The 18,487-nt window shown below is 69.5% G+C and carries 17 protein-coding genes, 1 tRNA gene and 1 other RNA gene; 7 read left to right on the top strand and 12 right to left on the bottom strand.

The genetic code is table 11. The features are described 5' to 3' along the window. Positions 1-36: 36 nt before the first annotated feature. From recR to ffs, 3 genes are all read right to left on the bottom strand, one after another. Complete coding sequence (gene recR / locus G6034_RS11090) at positions 37-636, bottom strand: recombination mediator RecR (protein WP_176635180.1); 600 nt, start codon at positions 634-636, stop codon at positions 37-39. A 57-nt stretch (positions 637-693) separates the two neighbouring features. After that, the gene (locus tag G6034_RS11095) at positions 694-4,011 is read right to left on the bottom strand and encodes a DNA polymerase III subunit gamma and tau (protein WP_176635181.1); all 3,318 of its coding nucleotides are present in this window, start codon (positions 4,009-4,011) and stop codon (positions 694-696) included. A gap of 83 nt (positions 4,012-4,094) precedes the next feature. Continuing rightward, positions 4,095-4,190, bottom strand: an RNA gene (ffs, locus tag G6034_RS11100) — signal recognition particle sRNA small type. A gap of 185 nt (positions 4,191-4,375) precedes the next feature. On the opposite strand from ffs, the gene G6034_RS11105 reads away from it, so the two are divergent. From G6034_RS11105 to G6034_RS11120, 4 genes are all read left to right on the top strand, one after another. Next, the gene (locus tag G6034_RS11105; RefSeq protein ID WP_176635182.1) at positions 4,376-4,588 is read left to right on the top strand and encodes a hypothetical protein; all 213 of its coding nucleotides are present in this window, start codon (positions 4,376-4,378) and stop codon (positions 4,586-4,588) included. A 389-nt stretch (positions 4,589-4,977) separates the two neighbouring features. Next, positions 4,978-5,062, top strand: a tRNA-Ser gene (locus G6034_RS11110). A 114-nt stretch (positions 5,063-5,176) separates the two neighbouring features. After that, positions 5,177-6,265, top strand: a complete 1,089-nt coding sequence (locus G6034_RS11115) for an alanine racemase (RefSeq protein ID WP_176635183.1) — start codon at positions 5,177-5,179, stop codon at positions 6,263-6,265. 24 nt (positions 6,266-6,289) lie between these two features. Beyond that, entirely contained in the window at positions 6,290-6,772 is a 483-nt protein-coding gene (locus G6034_RS11120) for a glutathione peroxidase (protein ID WP_176635184.1), read from the top strand. Here G6034_RS11120 and G6034_RS11125 read toward each other — a convergent pair. Then, positions 6,769-7,656, bottom strand: coding sequence for a Cof-type HAD-IIB family hydrolase (locus tag G6034_RS11125; protein WP_176635185.1), 888 nt, complete (start codon positions 7,654-7,656; stop codon positions 6,769-6,771). The two genes, G6034_RS11120 and G6034_RS11125, sit on opposite strands and share 4 nt — an antisense overlap. Before the next feature lie 120 nt (positions 7,657-7,776). On the opposite strand from G6034_RS11125, the gene G6034_RS11130 reads away from it, so the two are divergent. Both G6034_RS11130 and G6034_RS11135 read left to right on the top strand, forming a co-directional pair. Then, positions 7,777-8,076 (top strand): type II toxin-antitoxin system VapB family antitoxin, encoded by a 300-nt coding sequence (locus tag G6034_RS11130; protein ID WP_176635186.1) that lies wholly within the window; start codon positions 7,777-7,779, stop codon positions 8,074-8,076. Next, the gene (locus G6034_RS11135) at positions 8,069-8,842 is read left to right on the top strand and encodes a LytR C-terminal domain-containing protein (RefSeq protein WP_176635187.1); all 774 of its coding nucleotides are present in this window, start codon (positions 8,069-8,071) and stop codon (positions 8,840-8,842) included. The genes G6034_RS11130 and G6034_RS11135 overlap by 8 nt, the downstream gene beginning before the upstream one ends. A 9-nt stretch (positions 8,843-8,851) precedes the next feature. Here the strand turns inward: G6034_RS11135 and G6034_RS11140 are convergent, their stop codons facing one another. The 5 genes from G6034_RS11140 to kynU all read right to left on the bottom strand — a co-directional run bounded on the left by G6034_RS11140 (position 8,852) and on the right by kynU (position 13,772). Continuing rightward, positions 8,852-9,478, bottom strand: a complete 627-nt coding sequence (locus tag G6034_RS11140) for a TetR/AcrR family transcriptional regulator (RefSeq protein WP_176635188.1) — start codon at positions 9,476-9,478, stop codon at positions 8,852-8,854. A gap of 55 nt (positions 9,479-9,533) precedes the next feature. After that, a complete protein-coding gene (locus G6034_RS11145) occupies positions 9,534-10,796 on the bottom strand; it encodes a type II toxin-antitoxin system HipA family toxin (RefSeq protein ID WP_176635189.1) in 1,263 nt (420 codons plus the stop codon). Next, positions 10,793-10,999 (bottom strand): helix-turn-helix domain-containing protein, encoded by a 207-nt coding sequence (locus G6034_RS11150; protein ID WP_176635190.1) that lies wholly within the window; start codon positions 10,997-10,999, stop codon positions 10,793-10,795. The genes G6034_RS11145 and G6034_RS11150 overlap by 4 nt, the downstream gene beginning before the upstream one ends. Positions 11,000-11,309: 310 nt before the next feature. Further along, positions 11,310-12,278, bottom strand: a complete 969-nt coding sequence (locus G6034_RS11155; RefSeq protein ID WP_176635191.1) for a type IV toxin-antitoxin system AbiEi family antitoxin domain-containing protein — start codon at positions 12,276-12,278, stop codon at positions 11,310-11,312. A gap of 216 nt (positions 12,279-12,494) precedes the next feature. Beyond that, on the bottom strand, positions 12,495-13,772 hold the full coding sequence (kynU, locus tag G6034_RS11160; protein WP_176635192.1) for a kynureninase: 1,278 nt from the start codon (positions 13,770-13,772) through the stop codon (positions 12,495-12,497). Positions 13,773-14,007: 235 nt separating this feature from the next. Between kynU and G6034_RS11165 the strand changes: the two genes are divergently transcribed. Further along, a complete protein-coding gene (locus tag G6034_RS11165) occupies positions 14,008-15,321 on the top strand; it encodes an MFS transporter (protein ID WP_343038025.1) in 1,314 nt (437 codons plus the stop codon). A 50-nt stretch (positions 15,322-15,371) separates the two neighbouring features. Here the strand turns inward: G6034_RS11165 and G6034_RS11170 are convergent, their stop codons facing one another. Genes G6034_RS11170 through G6034_RS11180 form a run of 3 tightly spaced genes read right to left on the bottom strand, consistent with a single transcriptional unit; the run spans position 15,372 to position 18,420 of the window. Further along, entirely contained in the window at positions 15,372-16,154 is a 783-nt protein-coding gene (locus G6034_RS11170; protein WP_176635193.1) for a nitrilase-related carbon-nitrogen hydrolase, read from the bottom strand. Positions 16,155-16,189: 35 nt separating this feature from the next. Beyond that, a complete protein-coding gene (locus G6034_RS11175) occupies positions 16,190-17,533 on the bottom strand; it encodes an APC family permease (RefSeq protein WP_176635194.1) in 1,344 nt (447 codons plus the stop codon). Then, the gene (locus G6034_RS11180; RefSeq protein WP_176635195.1) at positions 17,530-18,420 is read right to left on the bottom strand and encodes a carbon-nitrogen hydrolase family protein; all 891 of its coding nucleotides are present in this window, start codon (positions 18,418-18,420) and stop codon (positions 17,530-17,532) included. Before G6034_RS11180 ends, G6034_RS11175 begins: the two co-directional genes overlap by 4 nt. Positions 18,421-18,487 lie beyond the last annotated feature (67 nt).

The following is an 18,487-nucleotide window of genomic DNA, read 5'->3' on the forward strand; positions in this document are numbered from 1 at the left end:
CTTCTCCAGCGGGGCCGGCCGGGACGGCCACGCACCTTAGGTCAGTGCGTTGCGCCGGCCCTCGAAGGCCCGCCCCAGGGTGACCTCGTCGGCGTATTCAAGGTCGCCGCCCACGGGCAGGCCCGAGGCGAGCCGCGTCACGGCGATGCCGATCGTTTTCAGCATGCGCGACAGGTACGTGGCCGTCGCCTCTCCCTCCAGGTTGGGGTCGGTGGCGATGATGATTTCCTCGATCCGGCTGTCGTTGAGCCGGGTCAGCAGCTCTCGGATGCGCAGCTGGTCCGGGCCGATCCCGGCAATCGGATTGATGGAGCCGCCGAGCACATGGTAGCGGCCCCTGAACGCGCGGGTGCGTTCCACGGCCAGCACGTCCTTGGACTCCTCCACAACGCAGATGACAGTGGGGTCCCGGCGCTCGTCCCGGCAGATGGTGCAGGTTTCGGACTCGGTGACATTGCCGCAGATGGTGCAGAACTTGACCCGTTCCTTCACCGTGACGATGGCACGGACCAGGCGCTGCATGTCCTCGGTGTCCGCCTCCAGGATGTGGAATGCCAGCCGCTGGGCGGACTTGGGGCCGATTCCCGGCAGGCGCCCCAGTTCGTCGATGAGCTCCTGGACTGCTCCCTCGTACACTTTTGACTCAATTCTTTTGGTTCCGGCGCTGGCGGGTGAAAGTGAAGGCCGTGCGGGTCAGTAGCTGCCGCCGTTGAGCGGTCTTTCCTCCACCAGCTGTCCGCCCAGAATACGCTCCACGGCGGCCTGCCCGGCCACGCCCGACTCCTCGATGGTGACGTCATCCTCGCTCGGGACGTCCTCCTCATACGGTGTGCCCGCCGGCCGCGCCTGCACACGGGTGCGGCCGGCCTGCGCCTCGGGGCTGTTGGCCAGCCGCTGGTACCTGCTCAGCTTTTCCCCATCGGACTGTGCGTCCGGGGACGTGTACGACGCCGTTTCCCCCGACACGTTCTGCCCGCCTGCCTGCTCCGAATCGGCTTGGCCTGCTGCGGCGGACGGTGCGGGGGAGGGGGCTGCCACCGCATTACGGGCCCCCGGCTGGCCGGGCGCCGCCTGCGTTGTTGCCGGGGATGGGCCGCCCGAGACGGGAGCGGCGGACGCGGCACCGGTTGGCGCAGCACCCGTTGACGGGGAGGCCGCGGGCTGGGCCCATTCGGGGGCGTTGGCGGGGGCGCCCCAGCCGGGGTCGGCCACGTGGTTCCGCGACGGGCCGCCCAGGGAGACGCCCCAGTCCTGCGGCGCTTCCTGCGGGCTGACCAATCCGGCAGCCCCTGCCTGTGCCGCCAGCAATTGGCTGCGCCGGGGTGCCGCCGGCTCCCTGGGAGCTCGCGCGGGTGTCTCCGCCGGGTTGTCCGCGGGCAGGTCCCAGCCCGTGGTCCACGCCGAAATGGGGGAGACCTTCGGCCGGTACGGCACCGTTGGCTGCGCGGCCGGTTCGGCCTCCGGCGGAGCCTGCCCGCCGGAGCGCGGGTCCGGAGTGTGCCCAGGCGAGCTGGTGGGTTGCTGCCCCCCGGCCGCCGGCGCGGGATGGGAGGGAGCCGACTTGGCAGCCGCGGCATGGGCGGGCTGGGGTGCTCCCGGCACGGGCGGGGCATCGCGGAATTGCTGGGTTGCGGGCTCGGCCCAGTCGTCAAAGGGCGGTTCGTCCGCCCAGCTGGGTTCCTCGGGGATGGGTCCGTCCCAGTCCGAGACCTGAACTCCGGGGCCCGCCCCGGCCGCCGGCTGCCCGTTCCCGGCCATCGGGTCTGGCATTGCCGAGGATGGTGCGGCCGGGGCCGGGGCTGGTGCTGCCGGGGCTGGTGCTGCCGGGGCTGGTGCTGCCGGGGACGGCGGCACGGGGGCCGGTGCTGGCGGGGACACCGCCGCGGGAGACGGGTGTGACTGGGTGGTCGGGGCCGGCGGGCGGTTCTGGACCGAAGGCGGTTGCGGCGCCGCAGCGGGTGGCTGGTCGGCGCTGGCGGGCGCATTGCCGGCACGGGGACCGCCGGCAATGCCGGCCGTCCCCGGGTCAGCCGGTCCTTTTGGGTTTGGCTCAGCGCTCGATCCCGGGTCCGGAGCATCGCCCGTGATGGGGTCAAGCTGGCAGGTGATCCCCAGCGTGGTGTGGATGGCCTGGCGGAGGTTGTCGGCGTGGCCGCTGTTGCCAAAGGTTTGGATCAGCGCCGTGGTGGGGAGTGCCACCCGGAGCGTTTCGCCGTCGAAGGCGCGGGGAACCACATTTTGGTTCACGATGGCCCACGACGCCTTGCGGATGTTGCTGAGGTTGGACAGGATTTCCGGCCACGCGCGGCGTATGACCTCGATCCCCGTGCCGCCGCCGGAAGCCTGCGGCGTCGGTCCCTGTTGCGCGGCCGGCGCGGGAGCCTGCCCCTGAACCCGGGCTGCCGCCCGCTCCGGCGCCGGCGCCGTTTCGTGCTGCGCAGCCGGGGCAGCCGCCTGCTGCCCTGCGGGGGCCGTAGGAGCGGCGTCGAGGTCGTCCCAGGTGGGCGCCCGGCCGGGGGCCCGGACCACAGGCACTTGTGTCGACACGGGTGCGGGCGCGGTCGGAGCTGGCGCCTGCGAGGCGGCGGCCGCCGGGGCCGCCTGCCTCGGGGACCCGGCCGCCGGGGCGGTGGCATCCGGCGCGCCGTCTTGGTGGCGGCGGGCCATCTGCGCGCCGGCTTCCGCCTTGGCCTTGGCAAGTTGGGCGCGCACGGCAGCCAGCCCGCCGCCCGGGGCGGCGGGGGCGGCGTCGGCAAGGGACGGCGTCGTACTTTGGACGGGTGCGGCCGCCGGTGCCGGGGAAGGCGCCGCAGCGGCGAACTCCGCGCCCGCCGGGGCCCCACCGTAGTTGAGGCGGCGTTCCATGGCGTCGAGGCGTGCGGCCATGCCGCGGGTGGAGGAATCCGCCCCGGGCAGCAGGAGGCGGGCGCCGAGCAGTTCCAGGTGCAGGCGCGGCGAGGTGGCGCCCGTCATCTCGTTGAAGGCCGTGTTGGTGACGTCGGCGGCCCTCGAGAGCTCGGAGGCACCAAGCTGGGCGGCCTGTGTCTGCATGCGGGCAATGAGCTCGTCCGGGGTGCCGCGCAGGATGGCGTGGGCGCTTTCCGGCATGGCCTGGACAATGATGAGGTCGCGGAAGCGCTCCAGCAGGTCCTCGACAAAGCGGCGGGGATCGTGCCCGGTCTGGATGACCCGGTCCACGGACTTGAACACGGTGGCGGCGTCGTTGGCGGCCAGGGCCTCCACTACGTCATCCAACAGGGACGCGTGTGTGTAGCCCAGCAGGTCAACGGCCAGCTCGTAGTCCAGCCCGGCTGTGCCGGCGCCGGCCATGAGCTGGTCAAGCACGGACAGCGAGTCCCGGACGGAACCGCCGCCGGCGCGGATCACCAGCGAAAGCACCCCGGGCGCCACAGGCACGTCTTCTTGTTCGCACAGGCGTGCCAAATACGCCATGAGCGGCTCCGGCGGGACCAGGCGGAACGGGTAGTGGTGGGTGCGCGAGCGGATGGTGCCGATGACCTTGTCCGGCTCCGTGGTGGCGAAGATGAACTTGATGTGCTCCGGCGGCTCTTCGACAATCTTTAGCAGGGCGTTGAACCCTGCCGAGGTGACCATGTGGGCCTCGTCGATGATGAAGATCTTGTAGCGGTCCCGGATGGGCGCGAAGGTGGCGCGCTCACGCAGGTCGCGGGCGTCGTCCACACCGCCGTGGCTGGCCGCGTCAATTTCAATCACGTCGAGGGAGCCGGCACCCCCGCGCGCCAGCTCGATGCAGCTGTCGCACTCGCCGCAGGGGTGTGAGGTGGGGCCTTGGGCGCAGTTCAGGCAGCGTGCCAGGATTCGCGCGGAAGTGGTCTTTCCGCAGCCTCGGGGGCCGGAGAACAGGTAGGCATGGTTGACCCTGTCCTTTTCCAGCGCGGCCATGAGGGGAGCCGTCACATGCTCCTGGCCGATCACGTCCGCAAAGGAATCGGGACGGTACCGGCGGTACAGGGCTGTTGGTGCGCTCACAGTTAAAACCCTATCCAATCTGCCTGACAAATGGCCGGTCGCCAGCAGATTCCTACGCGTTGCTGGGGATAAGTCCGGGAGAAAATAAAGACCCCCCATGCACCCGCCAGAGCCCGCATACCCTTGCTACCTTCCGGTCCTGGGGGAGTTCACAGGGTGACGCCACATGAGGGGCCGGGAATCAGCTTACCCGACGGAACGGGGACGGGCGAATCCACGATAGGCGCCGCTGGGGCCGTGCGGCCATACCAATTTGGAGGCCGGGGTGGTACGTTCGCCACAGGGGCGCTCCTGCATTTGGCCGCGATTAAGCCCCGGGCCGCCACGCCCCGCTGCCCGAGGCCCTGAGGAGATGACGGTAGTCATGATCTACGGAATTTTGCAATGGATATTCCTGGCGCTGGCGTTCATTTGCGGCATTTCCGCCGTGTTGCGCATCGAGTCCTTCTCCACCAACAGTACCCAGCGGGTGCACCACCACGCCGACCAGCAGGTGCTGCTGGGGATCATGACTGTCGTCTTTGCCGTGGCAGGATTTGTCGTCGCCGCGCTGGCGGTACGGCAAGGACTCAGATAGGGACCCAAGCGGGGCCGCGCCGGCCCTGTGCCTGGCCCCACAACGGGGCGCCGCGCCCGGGCAGCCTGTTGAACTGAGACGGCAATGTTTCAAATTCTGAAATATATGGCCACAAAATGTCACACAGGCGTGACAATGTTGTAAAGTTGCGAATGCACACCACCCGCGGAGGGAGCACCGCGGAGGAGTGCAGGGACTGGCACCTAGCGCGTCCGTCCCCTGCAAGAAGGTCTGCCTTCCGATGGACCGCATAAGAAATGGGGGCAGTGGGGCTTGAACGGGGCCCCACTACCCCTCTTTCTTGACCGGTGACTGCGAGGCCGGGCCGGATTCGTGACTTGGGCACTTCGTCAGGTACTCTTGAACCTGCCGTGTTCGCCACGGCAGCTGGAGGATTCGCCTAGCGGCCTATGGCGCACGCCTGGAACGCGTGTTGGGTTAACGCCCTCGGGGGTTCAAATCCCCCATCCTCCGCACCTAAAAGTAGTCCCGGACCTGCCTTGGCAGGCTCCGGGACTACTTTTTTGCCCTGTGTCCCGGGCCGCACCCCGGCGTGGCGGGGATCTTCCCGCGTGGCATCATGAAGCCATGGATCAGCTCAACTTTGCCGCCCCCGGGTTCCCCTCCACGCCGTTCCTGTGCGTCGACGCCGCCACGATGGACCGGAACCTCGCCGCAATGGCGGACCGGGCCGCCATGGCCGGCCTCTCCCTGCGCCCCCACGCCAAGACCCACAAGGTGCCGGAGATCGCCGGCCGCCAGCTGGCGCTGGGCGCCGTCGGCCTCACTGTTGCAACCCTGGGCGAGGCAGAGGTGTTCGCCGACGCCGGCTGCACGGACTTGTTCCTGGCCTACCCCCTGTGGGTGACCCCGGCGCGGGCGGCACGGGTTGGCGCGCTGGCCTCCCGTGCGGCACTGCGGATCGGCCTCGACTCTGCGGACGCCGCCCGTGAGCTGGGCCGGGCCGTGGCAGGCGGCGACGTGCAGGTCGTGGTGGAAATTGACAGCGGCCACCACCGCAGCGGATGCCGCCCGGAAGAGGCGGACGCCGTGGCTCAGGCGGCCCTGGACAACGGGCTCGCCGTGGCGGGCGTCTTCACGTTCCCCGGCCACGGCTACGGGCCGGGGAAGCGCCGGGCGGCCGCCGGGCAGGAGGCAGCGGCGCTTTCGGCGGCGGTGGCGTCCCTGGCGGCCGCCGGCATCGCCGCCGGCACTGTCAGCGGTGGGTCAACGCCCACCGCCGCGGAGGCGGACGCCGGCGTGCTCAATGAAATCCGCCCCGGCGTGTACGTGTTCAACGACGCGCAACAGGTGGAGCTGGGCACCTGCGGGTGGGACGACGTTGCGCTCACCGCCGTCGCCACCGTGGTCAGCAGCGCGGGCCGCAACGTGATCCTCGACGCGGGCAGCAAGGTCCTCGGCGCCGACCAGCCTGCATGGGCCACGGGAGGCGGGCGCATCCTGGGCATTCCCGAAGCCCGGATCACGGCCCTCTCCGAACACCATGCAACGGTGGCCATCCCGGAGCGGATGCCCCTGCCCCGGCGCGGTGACATCCTCCAGGTCGTGCCCAACCACGTCTGTGCCGCGGTCAACCTGGCCGACGAACTGGTGGTGGTCCGGGACGGCGCGCCTGCCGGCACCTGGGCCGTGGCTGCGCGCGGTCTGAACAGCTGAGCCGCCGTGTAATAGACTGAAAATGTGACTACCCCAACCTTGCAGAGCATTCCCCTGACCCTCAACGACGGCAGCGAAAGCAGCCTTGGCGCGCTGGGCGGCAAGGCCGTCCTGGTGGTCAACGTTGCCTCACAGTGCGGGTTCACGCCCCAATATGACGCGCTCGAGGCCCTCTACGAGAGGTTCCACGCGCGCGGCCTGGAAATCCTTGGCGTGCCCTGCAACCAGTTTGGCGGGCAGGAGCCCGGCACGGACGGGGAGATCGCCGATTTCTGCCGCAAGAACTTCGGCGTGACGTTCACACTGGCAGCCAAGGCCGACGTCAACGGCCCCGACGCGCACCCCCTCTACGCCGCATTGACGAACGACGGCGCCGAGCCCGTCAAGTGGAACTTTGAGAAGTTCCTGCTCAACCACGACGGCGAGGTGCTGGTCCGCTTTGGCTCTGCGGTCACGCCGGACGCACCCGAGCTGGTGGCGGCCGTGGACGCGGCCCTCGCCGCCTAGCTTGTCACGGCGTCAAGCCAGGCCTTGAGGAAGGCGGCGCCCGCGTCATCGTGGATGACGTCCCTGTCCAGGCCCAGGTCCACCGAGGTGAGGACGGGGTATGGCTTCGGGGGAACGCCGTCGTCCGGGCGCACATCCACATGCTTGACCCGGTGGTCCTGGTGGTGCAGCCAGTCGGCCATGGCGTAGTCGGTCCGGGAGTCCCCCATGGTCCGCCACGCCTCCGGGACAATCCCCTGCGCGGCCAGCAGCTCCACGGCCCGGCTGGCGCCGAGGTCCTTGCCAAGGCGGACGGACTCGATGTCGGTGGAAATGATGGTGGGGTCCACCCGGTAGTCAACACGTCCCGAGGCGGCCGGGGCCCTGTGGTCGAGCCGGACCGCGCCGAGGTCGTGGCGGGCCAGCAGCTCGAGGACCTCGGCGTCGAAGCGGTCCTGCTGGGCCAGGTAGTCGGCGTTGTCGACCGTGACCTGCTGCTCCACGGACACCATGGCCCGCTTCGTCCCGTCGAAAAACATGAGCTCGGCATACCGCGCGGCCACCAGGGTGCGGATGTCCTCCCCGAACGCCTCCGGCATGGCCAGCCCGCGGTCCAGGTGGACGGTGCCCGGGCCGTTGGCCGTGAAGCTGAACCAGGTGGCGCCCTTTTCGCAGATGGCGTGCACCACGGAACGGGCGGGCAGTCCGGCGTTGATCATGGGGCCCATGACCTGCTCGGCGATGAACGTGTCGGAGCGGCCGGTGTTGAAGACCACGGGGATCCCCTCGGCCACCAGGGCGATCAGGCTCGTGATGATCCCGGCGGACACGGTGCGGGTCACGGGGCTGGCAATGGGGCCGTCCACGTCCAACAACAGGGCCAGCGGCGGGGCTTCTCTCGTCATGGTCCCATGATCGCAGCCTTCGCCCCGTGCGCCGAACCCGACTGTAACCATTTGGCAACACACCCCCGGCTCGGATGGGCGGCAGTTCCCATGGGGACATCCAATCCATAGTCTGTAGAAGTGATCTTCAAAGCAGTGGGCGACCAGCGACCCTATCCGGACCATGGCTACGTCACGCCCAAGGACTGGGCGGCCGTGGCCCCGCGTCAGGTCCGCCTGGCCGACCTGGTGACCACCAAGGCCCAGCTGGACCTGGAGGCGCTGCTGGCCGAGGATTCGACCTTCTTCGGTGACCTCTTTCCACACGTGGTGCAGTGGCACGGCACGCTTTACCTTGAGGACGGGCTGCACAGGGCTGTGCGCACCGCCCTGCACCAGCGGACCATACTCCACGCCCGCGTGTTGGTGATCGATGATTGACAGCTCCCCGGACGGTTCCCCGGACGACGGCGTCCAGCTCACCGCACGCCAGGCGCGCATGGCCGCGCGGGAGGCAAGACGCCAGGCCAAGGACCAGGCCTACGAGGAGCGGCTGGCCCGGAAGCGGTCCAAGGACGTGCACTTCCTGCGCGGGCACCATGTCATAGACTCCGCGGCGCTGGCCGAGGCGTTTCCCGAGCCGGAGACGCCCGAATATGCCCCCGGGACCGTCCGCCGCCGCATAACCCACGGCATCACCCTGGTGCTGCTGCTCGCCCTGGTGGTGGCCGGCGTGGTGCTCGCGGGCATGATCCAGCGCGGGGAACTGGTGGTCCACTTTGGCGCCGCCAAGCACTCCGCCGCCCCCGAGACCTGCCCCTCAGGACCCTTTGACTATCCGGCCAACAAGGACGTGGCAGTCAACGTCTACAACGGCGGGCGGAAGGAAGGGCTGGCAGCGGGCGTTGCCGCCGAGCTGAAGAAGCGCGGCTACAAGGTCAAGGCCGTGGCGAACGGCGGGACCCCCTATGACGCCCCGGCGGTGGTGGTCTCCGGGACGGCCGGCCGGGCGGCCGCCTTCAACCTCCAGCGCAACGTGGCCGGGTCCGAGTACGTCCAGGACGACCGGAAGGACGCCACTGTCGACTTCATCGTGACCAGCAGCTACACGGGACTTGTCGACGCGAAAAAGGTGGACCAGACGCCCGGCGCCCTGTCCTGCCCGCGGCTGAGCCCCACGGCCAAGGCGCCGGCCACGGCGGGCTGAACCGGCACGCTACCCGATCGTGGCGGGGCGCCCGTCGTCGTCGAACACGGCGCCAACGCCCGCCTGGATGAACCGGACGGCGGCGGCAATGCGTTCCTCGTCCGGGGTGTCCGCATTGCGCCGCGCCGCGCTGGCCGTCAGCGAGCCGTGGATCAGCTGGACCAGTCCGTCCACGTCGGCCTCGGGCAGGAAGCGCCGGTCCATGCCGTCGCGCAGGATGTCCGCGAGCAGCTGGTTCAGCTCGCCAACGTGCACGGCCAGCTTCGCAAACGATTCCCCGGACAGCACCGACCGCATGGCGGGCCCCGGCGGCAGGTGCCGGCGGCTGAGGTCCTCGAGCTGGGCGCGGACATACAGCGACAGCTTGTCCACCGGGTTGTCAAGACCGCCAAGATCCGTTTTGAGGTCCGTGACGAAGCGCCCCGTTTCGTCCAGCGCGTAGGCCACCAGGAGCTGTTCCAGGTCCGCGAAGTAGTTGTAGACGGCGGTGCGGCCAACGCCGGCGGTGCGCGCGACGTCGGTCATGGTCAGTCCCGGAAGGCCGTGGCTGAACAGGAGTTCGCCAAAGGCGTCGAGAATCTTGCGCTGCGTCTGCTCGCGCTGCGCCGCATTGCTCGGGGCGGCTATTCGTGGCATACAGACATTTTACCGTCAAGGCGTCAGCAAAAACACCTACGGCCTGTGGGACGTGTCAGGGCAGCATGGCGGTGCGCCGGATGCCCAGGACGCGGACGACGGCGGCACTGACGTCCCGCTCGAACGGCAGTTCCGCCGCGGCCAGGGCGGAGGCGGCCATTGCCTTCTCGATGCTCTTTGCCGCGAGCCGCTCGGGCAGGTGCAGGGTGCGGGCGAACCGCAGCCAGTCGTTGCGGCCGAGCCCGTTCCGGCTCCCGGCGCTGCCTCCGAGCGGCAGTGCCATGCCCGGGTCGCGGGACGGGTCGCCGTCGGTCAGCTCGGTCAGGATGCCGCCCGGTACACCGGCGGCAAAGCCCTGCTCAATCTCCGCCGCCAGCGTGCACTGAAGGTCGTAGGCCGGCGCCACAAACCATTCCCCGCCGGGCTGGCGGACCACGGAAATGTTCTTGGCATGCAGGTTGCCGTTGCCGGTCAGCCAACTGAACAGGAACTGCAGGAACACGTTGCGGGCGGCCAGCACGTGCGCCGAACACATGGCGACAACGGCCGCGGCCACCGCCTCGGTGGGGACGTCGTACTTGCGCGAGGGCGGCAGGCCGAGCAGCTGCGCGCCGTCCTCCGTGGCGAGGGGCCCTGCCGGGGAACGGTCAAAACGGGAGACGAGCAGGGCGGCCTGGCCAACGCCGTCGTACACCAGGCGGGAGGCGGCCACGGGAATGGACAGCGCCTTTGCCTTGGAGAGGAGCAGGTGTTCTGTCTCCACCTGGCGGGCGTGGCTGCCGTCGTTGAACTTGAGGATGTACGCCCGCGAGGGGTCCTTGTCGTGGACATAGGAGGCGGTGACCTTGTCCTGCAGGCCCGGCAGCGCGGACGGGTCGACGGGGCCGGGGACGGCGGCAAAGTCCGCGAACCGGACGGCGTCCATGGTCCCGGCAACGGCCAGCAGGGGCGGCACTTCCTCCAGGGGCTCCCCCGCGGGCACGATCCGGACGTCGCCCACCGGGTTCTGGCCGGCGGCGAGCAGAAGGGAGAACTCGTCTGTGATGGTGGTCTTCACGGCCCACCGCAGCTTGGCGAGGCGCTCCCCCTCGGGCAGCAGTCCGGCAAAGAACGCCGGCACGGTGCCGTGGGCCAGGGTCACGGGCACGTCCAGCGCGGGCAGAGTGGCCGCGATGGCGGGCCCGCCGGAGCTGAGGTAGCTGGGCAGGTAGGAAAAGACAACCCCCGCGCGGGCATGCCGGGTCAGGGTCGCGGCGGGGCGGCCCTGTTTGTAGACCACGGCGTGGTGGATCTTCTTGGCGTCCTCGGGATCCTTCATGGTGCCTGCACCGTCAGGTTCAGGCTCAGTCCCAGGGCGTTGGCCACGGCGGCAAGGATGTCCAGGCGCACGGTCTCGCGGCCGTTCTCCAGGTCGCTGAGCACGCGGGGGGAAATGTCCGCCAGGTCCGCCGTCTCGACCTGGGTCAGGTCCAGGGCGTGCCGCCGGGCGCGGAGCGCCGCGCCGATCTGGGCTGCATCCATGGGGTGCGCTTCCTTCCGGGCCGGTGAGGCAGGGCCGTTGCCAGTGCCGGCCGGGACTTGCATGCCGTGCGCATGTGGCGGGCCCCGGCAGCCCAAATTCCACCTCTTGCTTACATCCTAGGACCTGCTCCGTGAAATTCTGCGTGATCCTGCCGAAACGGGATGCTGTCCGGCGCGAGCTGTCGCCGGAACGTCGCCTTGCCTGTGCGAAACGCGGTCAATCCGTGCCGGTTTCCCTGAGCAAGGGGCGGACTCGCGAGGAAGGGGAGGGCCTGCACCTGCCTCGCGAGTCCGCCCCTGCCTCGATGGTTTAAGCCACGGCGGAGGCCTCGGAGGCGGTGAGGGCGGCCAGAATCCGTGCCTTCACGCTCCCGGGGCTTGACAGGTCCTTCCACTCGAGGCGAACGAACCGCCACCCGGCCTCCATGAGCCGCTTCTCCCGTTTCCGCTCCGCGAGCAGGACCTGCGGGGTGGGGCCGAAGTCAAAATATTTCGTGTCGCCGTCAAACTCCACGATGACCTTTCGGTCCCGCCAGGCAAAGTCGGGGCGGTAGAGGTGCCCGTCCACCCACAGTTCAAGCTGAAGTTCGGGCTGCGGGATGTCCATGTCCACAATGATCAGGCGGGTCCGTGATTCTCCCGGCGACTCGCTTCTGCCGTCGAGCGCCTGGAGGACCCGCGCTGCCCGCCGCACTCCGCGGCGGCCGGGGAAGGCAGCGACCATGGCCCACATGACCTCGATCCGGGCGCCCCGGTGCAAGGCGCTGTCGCCGATGACGACGGCCTCGGCAAACCTGCCCGTGCGGGCGCAGTCCACAACTGTGCGTTCGAGCGTGGTGGCCGTGACGTTCCGGCCGTCGCGCAAAGGCAAGGAACAGAGGTCGGATGCCGCCAGCCTGTCGTGATGCGAGACCACATCCTTCGGGGTGCCTGTTCCGGAGGTGGCGGAGATGGACGAGACATGCACCTTGGGCCCGCAGTTCCAGATGAACAGGCCGTGGAGCCGTGCTGCGCTGAAATATGAATAACGCGGGCTGCCCGGCGCTGTCACAATGTGCGCCAACAGCCTCAGTTTGTCCCGTTCCCATGGTTTTTGGATCTGCCACACTTCGGCCAGCACATAGGCTCCCCGTCGCAGGCGGTAGACGTTCCCCTGTTTCAGGGCGGCGGCCAGGACACGGTCGCCAACGCCGGCCCCGGCAAGCTGGGCGGTTGTTGCCACCGGAGTCCCGGCCGGCCACGCGGTGTTCATCCGTTCCTGCAGCGTCCGTTGTCCCATGCACCGAGTCTTGCCTCCGTCGGCAGGACCGGCAAGGCGATGTTTCGGGATTGTGGATAACCCGGCCGGCACGGTCCGGGCAAGGCAAAATCAGGTCAAAGGTTGCCAGAGTTCCGGCGAGGAAGCGCCGGACTCGCGAGGCAGGGGAGGGCCTGCACCTGCCTCGCGCGTCCGCCCCTGCCTCGCGCGTGCGCCCCTGTCTCGCCGGCCGTGCCCCTACGTGACCTGCAGCCGCTCCCGGAACTGGGGCGCGTCCCACAGCCGGTTGTCGAGGATGTCAAAAAGGGCGTCCACGGCGTCCCAAACATCGGCGTAGCCCAGGTACAGCGGCGTGACGCCGAAGCGGAGGACCTGGGGTTCGCGGTAGTCGCCAATGACGCCGCGGCTGATGAGCGCCTGCATGATGGCGTAGCCATCCGGATGCGCGTAGCTGACGTGGCTGCCGCGCCGGGCGCGGTCCAGGGGCGTGACCAGCTCCAGCGGATGTGACCCGCGCCTGGCCTGCACCAACGAAATGAACAGGTCGGTCAGCGCCAGCGACTTCTCCCGCACCGCGCCCATGTCCGCCGCCAGGCTCACATCGAGCCCGCACTCCACCAGCGCCATGGACACCACCGGCTGCGTTCCGCACAGGAAGCGGCCGATCCCCGCCACCGGCTCGTAGGAGTCCTCCATCGCAAACGGCCGGGCATGCCCCCACCAGCCGGAGAGCGGCTGCCAAAAACGGTCCTGGTGGCGGGCGTTGACCCAGATGAACGCGGGGGAGCCGGGGCCGCCGTTGAGGTACTTGTACGTGCAGCCCACAGCAAAGTCCGCCCCGGCCGCGCGCAGGTCCACCGGAACGGCACCGGCCGCATGGGCGAGGTCCCAGACCACCAGGGCGCCGGCGTCGTGCACCAGGGAGGTGGTGGACGCCATGTCCCACATGGCCCCCGTGCGGTAGTTGACGTGGGACAGTGCGACGACGGCCACGTCGCCCCCCAGCGCGGCCTCCAGCGGCTGGCCCTCGTCAATGAGGCGCACCGTGTAGCCCCGGCCCAGGAAGTCGGCGATGCCCTCGGCCATGTAGATGTCGGTGGGGAAGTTGTCGCGCTCGGTCACGATGACCTTCCGTGCCGGGTCCTGTGCCTGCTGGATGCGCAGCGCCGCGGCCAGCGACTTGAACAGGTTCAGCGAGGTGGTGTCAGTGACCACCACCTCGCCGGGCCCGGCGCCGATCAGCGTCGCCAGCTTGTCGCCCAGGCGTCCGGGGAGCTCAAACCAGCCGGCCGTGTTCCAGCTGCGGATCAGCCCCGTGCCCCATTCCTGTTCAATCACGCGCGCGGCCACGCCCGGCGACGTCCGCGGCCGGGCCCCGAGCGAGTTGCCGTCGAGGTAGATGACGCCGTCCGGCAGCAGGAAGTCATCGCGGAAGCGGCGCAGGGGATCGGCGGCGTCGGCGGCCACGCAGGCTTCCCTGGTGGCGGGCGGTGCGGGCTGCGGTGCTGTGTCCATGGGGGGCGTCCTTGCCGGGGTTGGTGGGCGGCCGCGGCCGGCCGGGAAGGAAAATCGGCCGCGCGGGGTGGCGGCCACGTCCCAATCTATGGCGGGGCCCATGGCTGGTCAAGGACGCTGGTCAAGGGCGCCGGTCAAGGGCGCTGGTCAAGGGCGCCGGTCAAGGGCGCCGGTCAAGGACGCGCGCCAAGGACGCCGGTGCGGGTATGGCCGACGCATTGACTACCCTTGGCAGGTGAGCAATTTTGTCGTGAAGAGGCCGTGGACCGGCCGCATTGGGGCCCTGCTGGGGATCATGGTCATGGCCGTGAGCCTGCGGGCGGCCGTCTCCGTGGTGCCTCCCCTGCTGGGCGAGCTGCGCTCCGAGCTGGGCTTCGACGCCGCCACGATCGGTCTGCTGGCCATGCTCCCGCCGCTCATTTTCGCCGTATTCGGGCTGCTGACGCCGGCGCTGATCTGCCGATTTGGCCTCGAAAAGGTGCTGGTTGCCGCAGTCGGGCTCGCCGTCGTGGGGCAGCTGGTGCGGGCCGGGAGCGGGCACGTGTGGCCGTTCCTGGGGTGGTCGGCCGTGGTCATGGCCGGCTACGGGATCGGCAACGTGGTGCTGCCGCCGCTGGTGAAAAAGTACTTCCCGGACCGGGTGGGCGTGGTGACGGCCGGCTATGTGACGCTGCTGGCCGTGGGCACGGCAGCGAGCCCGCAGCTGGCGGTCCCGGTGGCCGGTCTGACCGGCTGGCGCGTGTCCATCGGCCTGTGGGCCTCGGTCAGCTTCCTGGTGCTGCTGCCGTGGGCCGTCCAGGCCCTGCGCGACCGGCGGGTGCGCCGGGCCGCCGCTGATGCCGCCGCGGACGACGCCGGCCGCGCACCCGGCGCTGCCGTCCCCGGTTCCGCCGGGGCCGGGAGCCGGGGCGCCGCACCTGCCGCCGCGCCCCGGCTGGTGCCGTGGCGCTCGCCGGTGGCCTGGGGGCTGGCCATCTTCCTGGCCGGCAACTCGGCGCAGACCTACGTCTACTTCACCTGGCTGCCGCCGTACCTGACCGGCCACGGACTTGACCCGGCCACGGCCGGGTCGGCGCTGGCCTATTTCGCCATTTTGGGCCTGCCCGTCAGCCTGCTGGTGCCGCTGTGGGTGCCGCGCATGAAAAACCCGATCGTCGCGATTTCGCTCTTCGCCCTCTTCTGGACGATCGGGCACCTGGGCCTCTACTTCTCGCCGATGGACGGCACCTGGCTGTGGGCGACGTCCGCCGGGCTGGGCCAGGGCACCTTCGCCACGGCGCTGCTGATGGTGAACCTGCGCTCGCGGACCACGCACGGGTCCGCGGTGCTGTCCGGATTCAGCCAGGGCGTGGGCTACGCCGGGGCAGGCATCGCCCCCCTGTTCTTTGGCACCATCCACGACGCCACCGGATCCTGGACCTGGTCCTTCGCCACACTGGGCGTGTGCCTGGCGGTCATGATGACGGGCGCCGTCATGATCAACCCCAAGCGCTACATTGAGGAGTCCGCCGCGGCGCCCGTCCCCGACGCCCTGCCCCGCAGCACCTGACTCACAGCTGCCGGGGTGCGGGGGATGACTGATGCGGCGGTGCCGTCCGGCTAGCGCAGGCGGCGCTGTCGGTGCACCGGAAAGTGCCGGCGGACCTCCGCCATGGAATCCGGGGAAACGTCCGCGGTGAGGACGCCCGGGTCGAGACCGAGCTCCGCCACCACCTCGCCCATGGGGCCGGCCAGCAGCGAATTGCCCACCGACACAGGCGGAGCCTGGCTCACGCCCGCAACGTAGAGGCTGTTTTCAATGGCGCGGGCGGCCAGCAGGGTGCGCCACTGGTTCGTCTTCAGCTCCCCCGGCACCCAGGACGAGCAGGCCAGCAGGACCTGGGATCCGGCGTCGGACAGGGCCTGTGCCTGTTCCGGGAACCGGAGGTCGTAGCAGGTCAGCAGGCCAAAACGCAGGCCTCCCACGTCGAAGGTGACCGGGTCCGTGGACGGGGCAGGGGCAACAAAGGCGGACTCCTGGAAGCCCTGCGCATCAAACAGGTGGATCTTGCGGTAGGCGGCCAGCAGCCCGCCGTCGGCGCCAAATGCCGCGAGCGTGTTGTAGGCGCGGGCCGGGTCCGGGGAGGACTCCACCACGCCGGCGACCAGGGCAACGCGGTGGCGCGCGGCGATCCGGGAGAGTTCGGCGCCCACCTCCCCGTCCAGCGGCTGGGCCGCCGCCGGGAAGGTCGCGTCGATCTTCTTCTTTTCATAGCTGGCGTATTCGGGGAAGGCCACCAGCGCCGCACCCGCCGCGGCCGCCCGCCCGGCGAACGCGTCGATGGCGCGCAGGTTTGCGGCGGTGTCGGTGCCGGATGCCAGCTGGCCCAGGGCGATGCGCACGTGGGGACCTTTCCGTGGGGGGCGGCTCGATGCGCCTAGACTACCGCTTCTTCCAGGGTGGCCATTTCCGGCGGGGCCTTGCGCAGCCCCTTCGTGATGAACAGCAGCACCACAATGCCCAGGGCCAGCCAGCACAGGCCCAGCGTGAGGGCGTGGATGTCCAGCTGCGAGAGCAGGTAGCCGCAGATCACCGCGCCGACGGCGGGCACCACGACGTAGCTGACCGGGTTCAGGTGCCGGCCCGCCCGCCGTGCGCGGACAAAGTGGAAGATCACCGAGACGTTGACCATCGTGAAGGCCGTGAAGGCGCCAAAGTTGATGAACGACGTCGACGTGGCCACGTCCAGGAAGATGGCGATCAGGCCGATGGTCCCGGCGATCACAATGTTGGCGACGGGCGTGTGGTACTTGGCGTTGAGCCGGCCGAACACGGCCTTGGGGAGGACTGAGTCGCGGCCCATGGCATACATCAGGCGGGAGGCGCTGGCCTGCGCCGCCAGGCCGGAGGCGAACTGCGCCGCGACCAGGCCGGCCAGGAACACGGCGCCGAAGAACGTGCCCCCGATCTGCAGGGCGATCTCGCTGGCGGCCGAGGCGGAGTCGGCAAACGCGCCCCCGGGGTGGACAAGCTGCGTGAAGTAGGCAACCACCACGAAGATGCCGCCGCCGATGAGGGCGATGAGCATGATGGCCCGGGGCATGTTCTTCCTGGGGTCGATGGTCTCCTCCGTCAGGGTGGTGACGGCGTCGAAGCCGAGGAAGGAGTAGGCGGCAATGGCGGCGCCGGCGCTGATGGTGCCCAGGCTCGTGCCGGCGTTGACGAACGGCGTCGAACTGGCCAGCCCGCCCGCACCGGAGGCGTGCACGATGTGGCCGATCGAGAGGGCCACGAAGAACACGATAACCAGGATCTGGAACGCCATGAGCACGTAGTTGGCCTTGTCCGCGACCTTGATGCCCAGGATGTTCAGGAACGTGGTGATGGCGATGAACAGCAGGATCCACACGGCGATGGGGATGCCCGGGAACTGCGCGCTGAGGAACGAGCCGCCAATGAGCCAGATGACCATGGGCAGGAACAGGTAGTCGAGCAGGATGGCCCAGCCCACCAGGAAGCCGACGCGCGGGTCGATTGACTTGCGCACATACGTGTACGCGGAACCGGCCACCGGGTAGGCCACGGACATGCGCCCGTAGCTGTGGGCCGTGAACAGCATGGCCACCATGGCCACGAGGTAGGCGGACGGGGAGGCCCCGCCGGTGGTTTCGGCGATGATGCCGAAGATGCCCAGCACAATGATGGGCGTCAGGTAGGCCAGCCCGAACAGGACCAGGGAACGGAGGTTCAGGGTGCGGATCAGGGTTGCTTGCGTTGTCATGCGATGCTCCTCGATGAGCGGAGAACGGGGGTCCAGGTGGCCGGGTCGATCCGGCCCTGGTAGACGGGGAGCTCGATTGCGGGCTCGCCGGGGCGGAACTGGGACCACATGCGGTTCAGGCCGGCCGTTCCGTGGCGGCGGACATGTTCGACGGCGGACAGGTCCAGTTGGGCGGTGAGCACGGCGGGTTCCGCCGAGCCGGCCTCGGTGATGACGCGGCCTTCCGGGTCCACGATGATGCTGCGGCCCTGGCCGGTGGGGCCGGCGCAGTTCACGCTCACCACGAAGACCTGGTTGGTGATGGCGTTGGCCCGGGCCAGGACCAGTTCCTGCTCACGGTCCGGGGTGGTGGTCTTCACCACGTTGATGATGACCTCCGCTCCCATCCAGGCCAGCTGCCGGGTGACCTCTGGGAACCACGCGTCGTAGCAGATGTTGAGCCCGGCCCGGCCGAAGCCGTCCAGGTCCACGGTCACAAATTCGTGCCCGGGATCATATGGCTCAAAGGGCCGCCAAGGGAAGATCTTCCGGTAGAAGCCGGCTATCCCGCCGTCGGGGGAAAGGACCAGCTGCGTGTTGAACAGCTGCCCATCCTCCCCGCGCTCGCAGATGCTGCCGGGGACCAGCCAGACCCCAAGGTCCTCGGCAATCCTCCGGAGTCCCCTGACGCGGGGGCCGGTGAGCGGTTCCGCCGAGGCCTGCAGCGCATCGGCGCGCTGCCGGTCCGGTGCGCCGTCGCCAAAGAGGTGGAGTTCGGGAAACACCACCAGCCTGGCGTCGGGCTGGTGCGCCAGGACGGCGCGGACTTCCCGGGCAAAGCCGGTGAGGGGCTCGCCGATGAGCCGTGGCGGGGCCTGTGCTGCGATGACGGGCAAGATGCGGGACATGTGTGACGCTCCATGCTGGGGGTTGTGACCTGATTCATAATAGATCATATTGATCCCTTAAGGAAAG

Source organism: Arthrobacter wenxiniae, assembly GCF_013376105.1.
GTDB classification, from domain to species: Bacteria; Actinomycetota; Actinomycetes; order Actinomycetales; family Micrococcaceae; genus Specibacter; species Specibacter wenxiniae.

Excerpts from the sequence above, each read along its gene's own strand:
- G6034_RS11105 (WP_176635182.1), top strand. The coding sequence starts at position 4,376 with ATGATCTACGGAATTTTGCAATGGATATTCCTGGCGCTGGCGTTCATT.
- G6034_RS11115 (WP_176635183.1), top strand. The coding sequence starts at position 5,177 with ATGGATCAGCTCAACTTTGCCGCCCCCGGGTTCCCCTCCACGCCGTTC.
- G6034_RS11125 (WP_176635185.1), bottom strand. The coding sequence starts at position 7,656 with ATGACGAGAGAAGCCCCGCCGCTGGCCCTGTTGTTGGACGTGGACGGC.
- G6034_RS11135 (WP_176635187.1), top strand. The coding sequence starts at position 8,069 with ATGATTGACAGCTCCCCGGACGGTTCCCCGGACGACGGCGTCCAGCTC.
- G6034_RS11140 (WP_176635188.1), bottom strand. The coding sequence starts at position 9,478 with ATGCCACGAATAGCCGCCCCGAGCAATGCGGCGCAGCGCGAGCAGACG.
- G6034_RS11145 (WP_176635189.1), bottom strand. The coding sequence starts at position 10,796 with ATGAAGGATCCCGAGGACGCCAAGAAGATCCACCACGCCGTGGTCTAC.
- G6034_RS11150 (WP_176635190.1), bottom strand. The coding sequence starts at position 10,999 with ATGGATGCAGCCCAGATCGGCGCGGCGCTCCGCGCCCGGCGGCACGCC.
- G6034_RS11155 (WP_176635191.1), bottom strand. The coding sequence starts at position 12,278 with ATGGGACAACGGACGCTGCAGGAACGGATGAACACCGCGTGGCCGGCC.
- kynU (WP_176635192.1), bottom strand. The coding sequence starts at position 13,772 with ATGGACACAGCACCGCAGCCCGCACCGCCCGCCACCAGGGAAGCCTGC.
- G6034_RS11175 (WP_176635194.1), bottom strand. The coding sequence starts at position 17,533 with ATGACAACGCAAGCAACCCTGATCCGCACCCTGAACCTCCGTTCCCTG.
- G6034_RS11180 (WP_176635195.1), bottom strand. The coding sequence starts at position 18,420 with ATGTCCCGCATCTTGCCCGTCATCGCAGCACAGGCCCCGCCACGGCTC.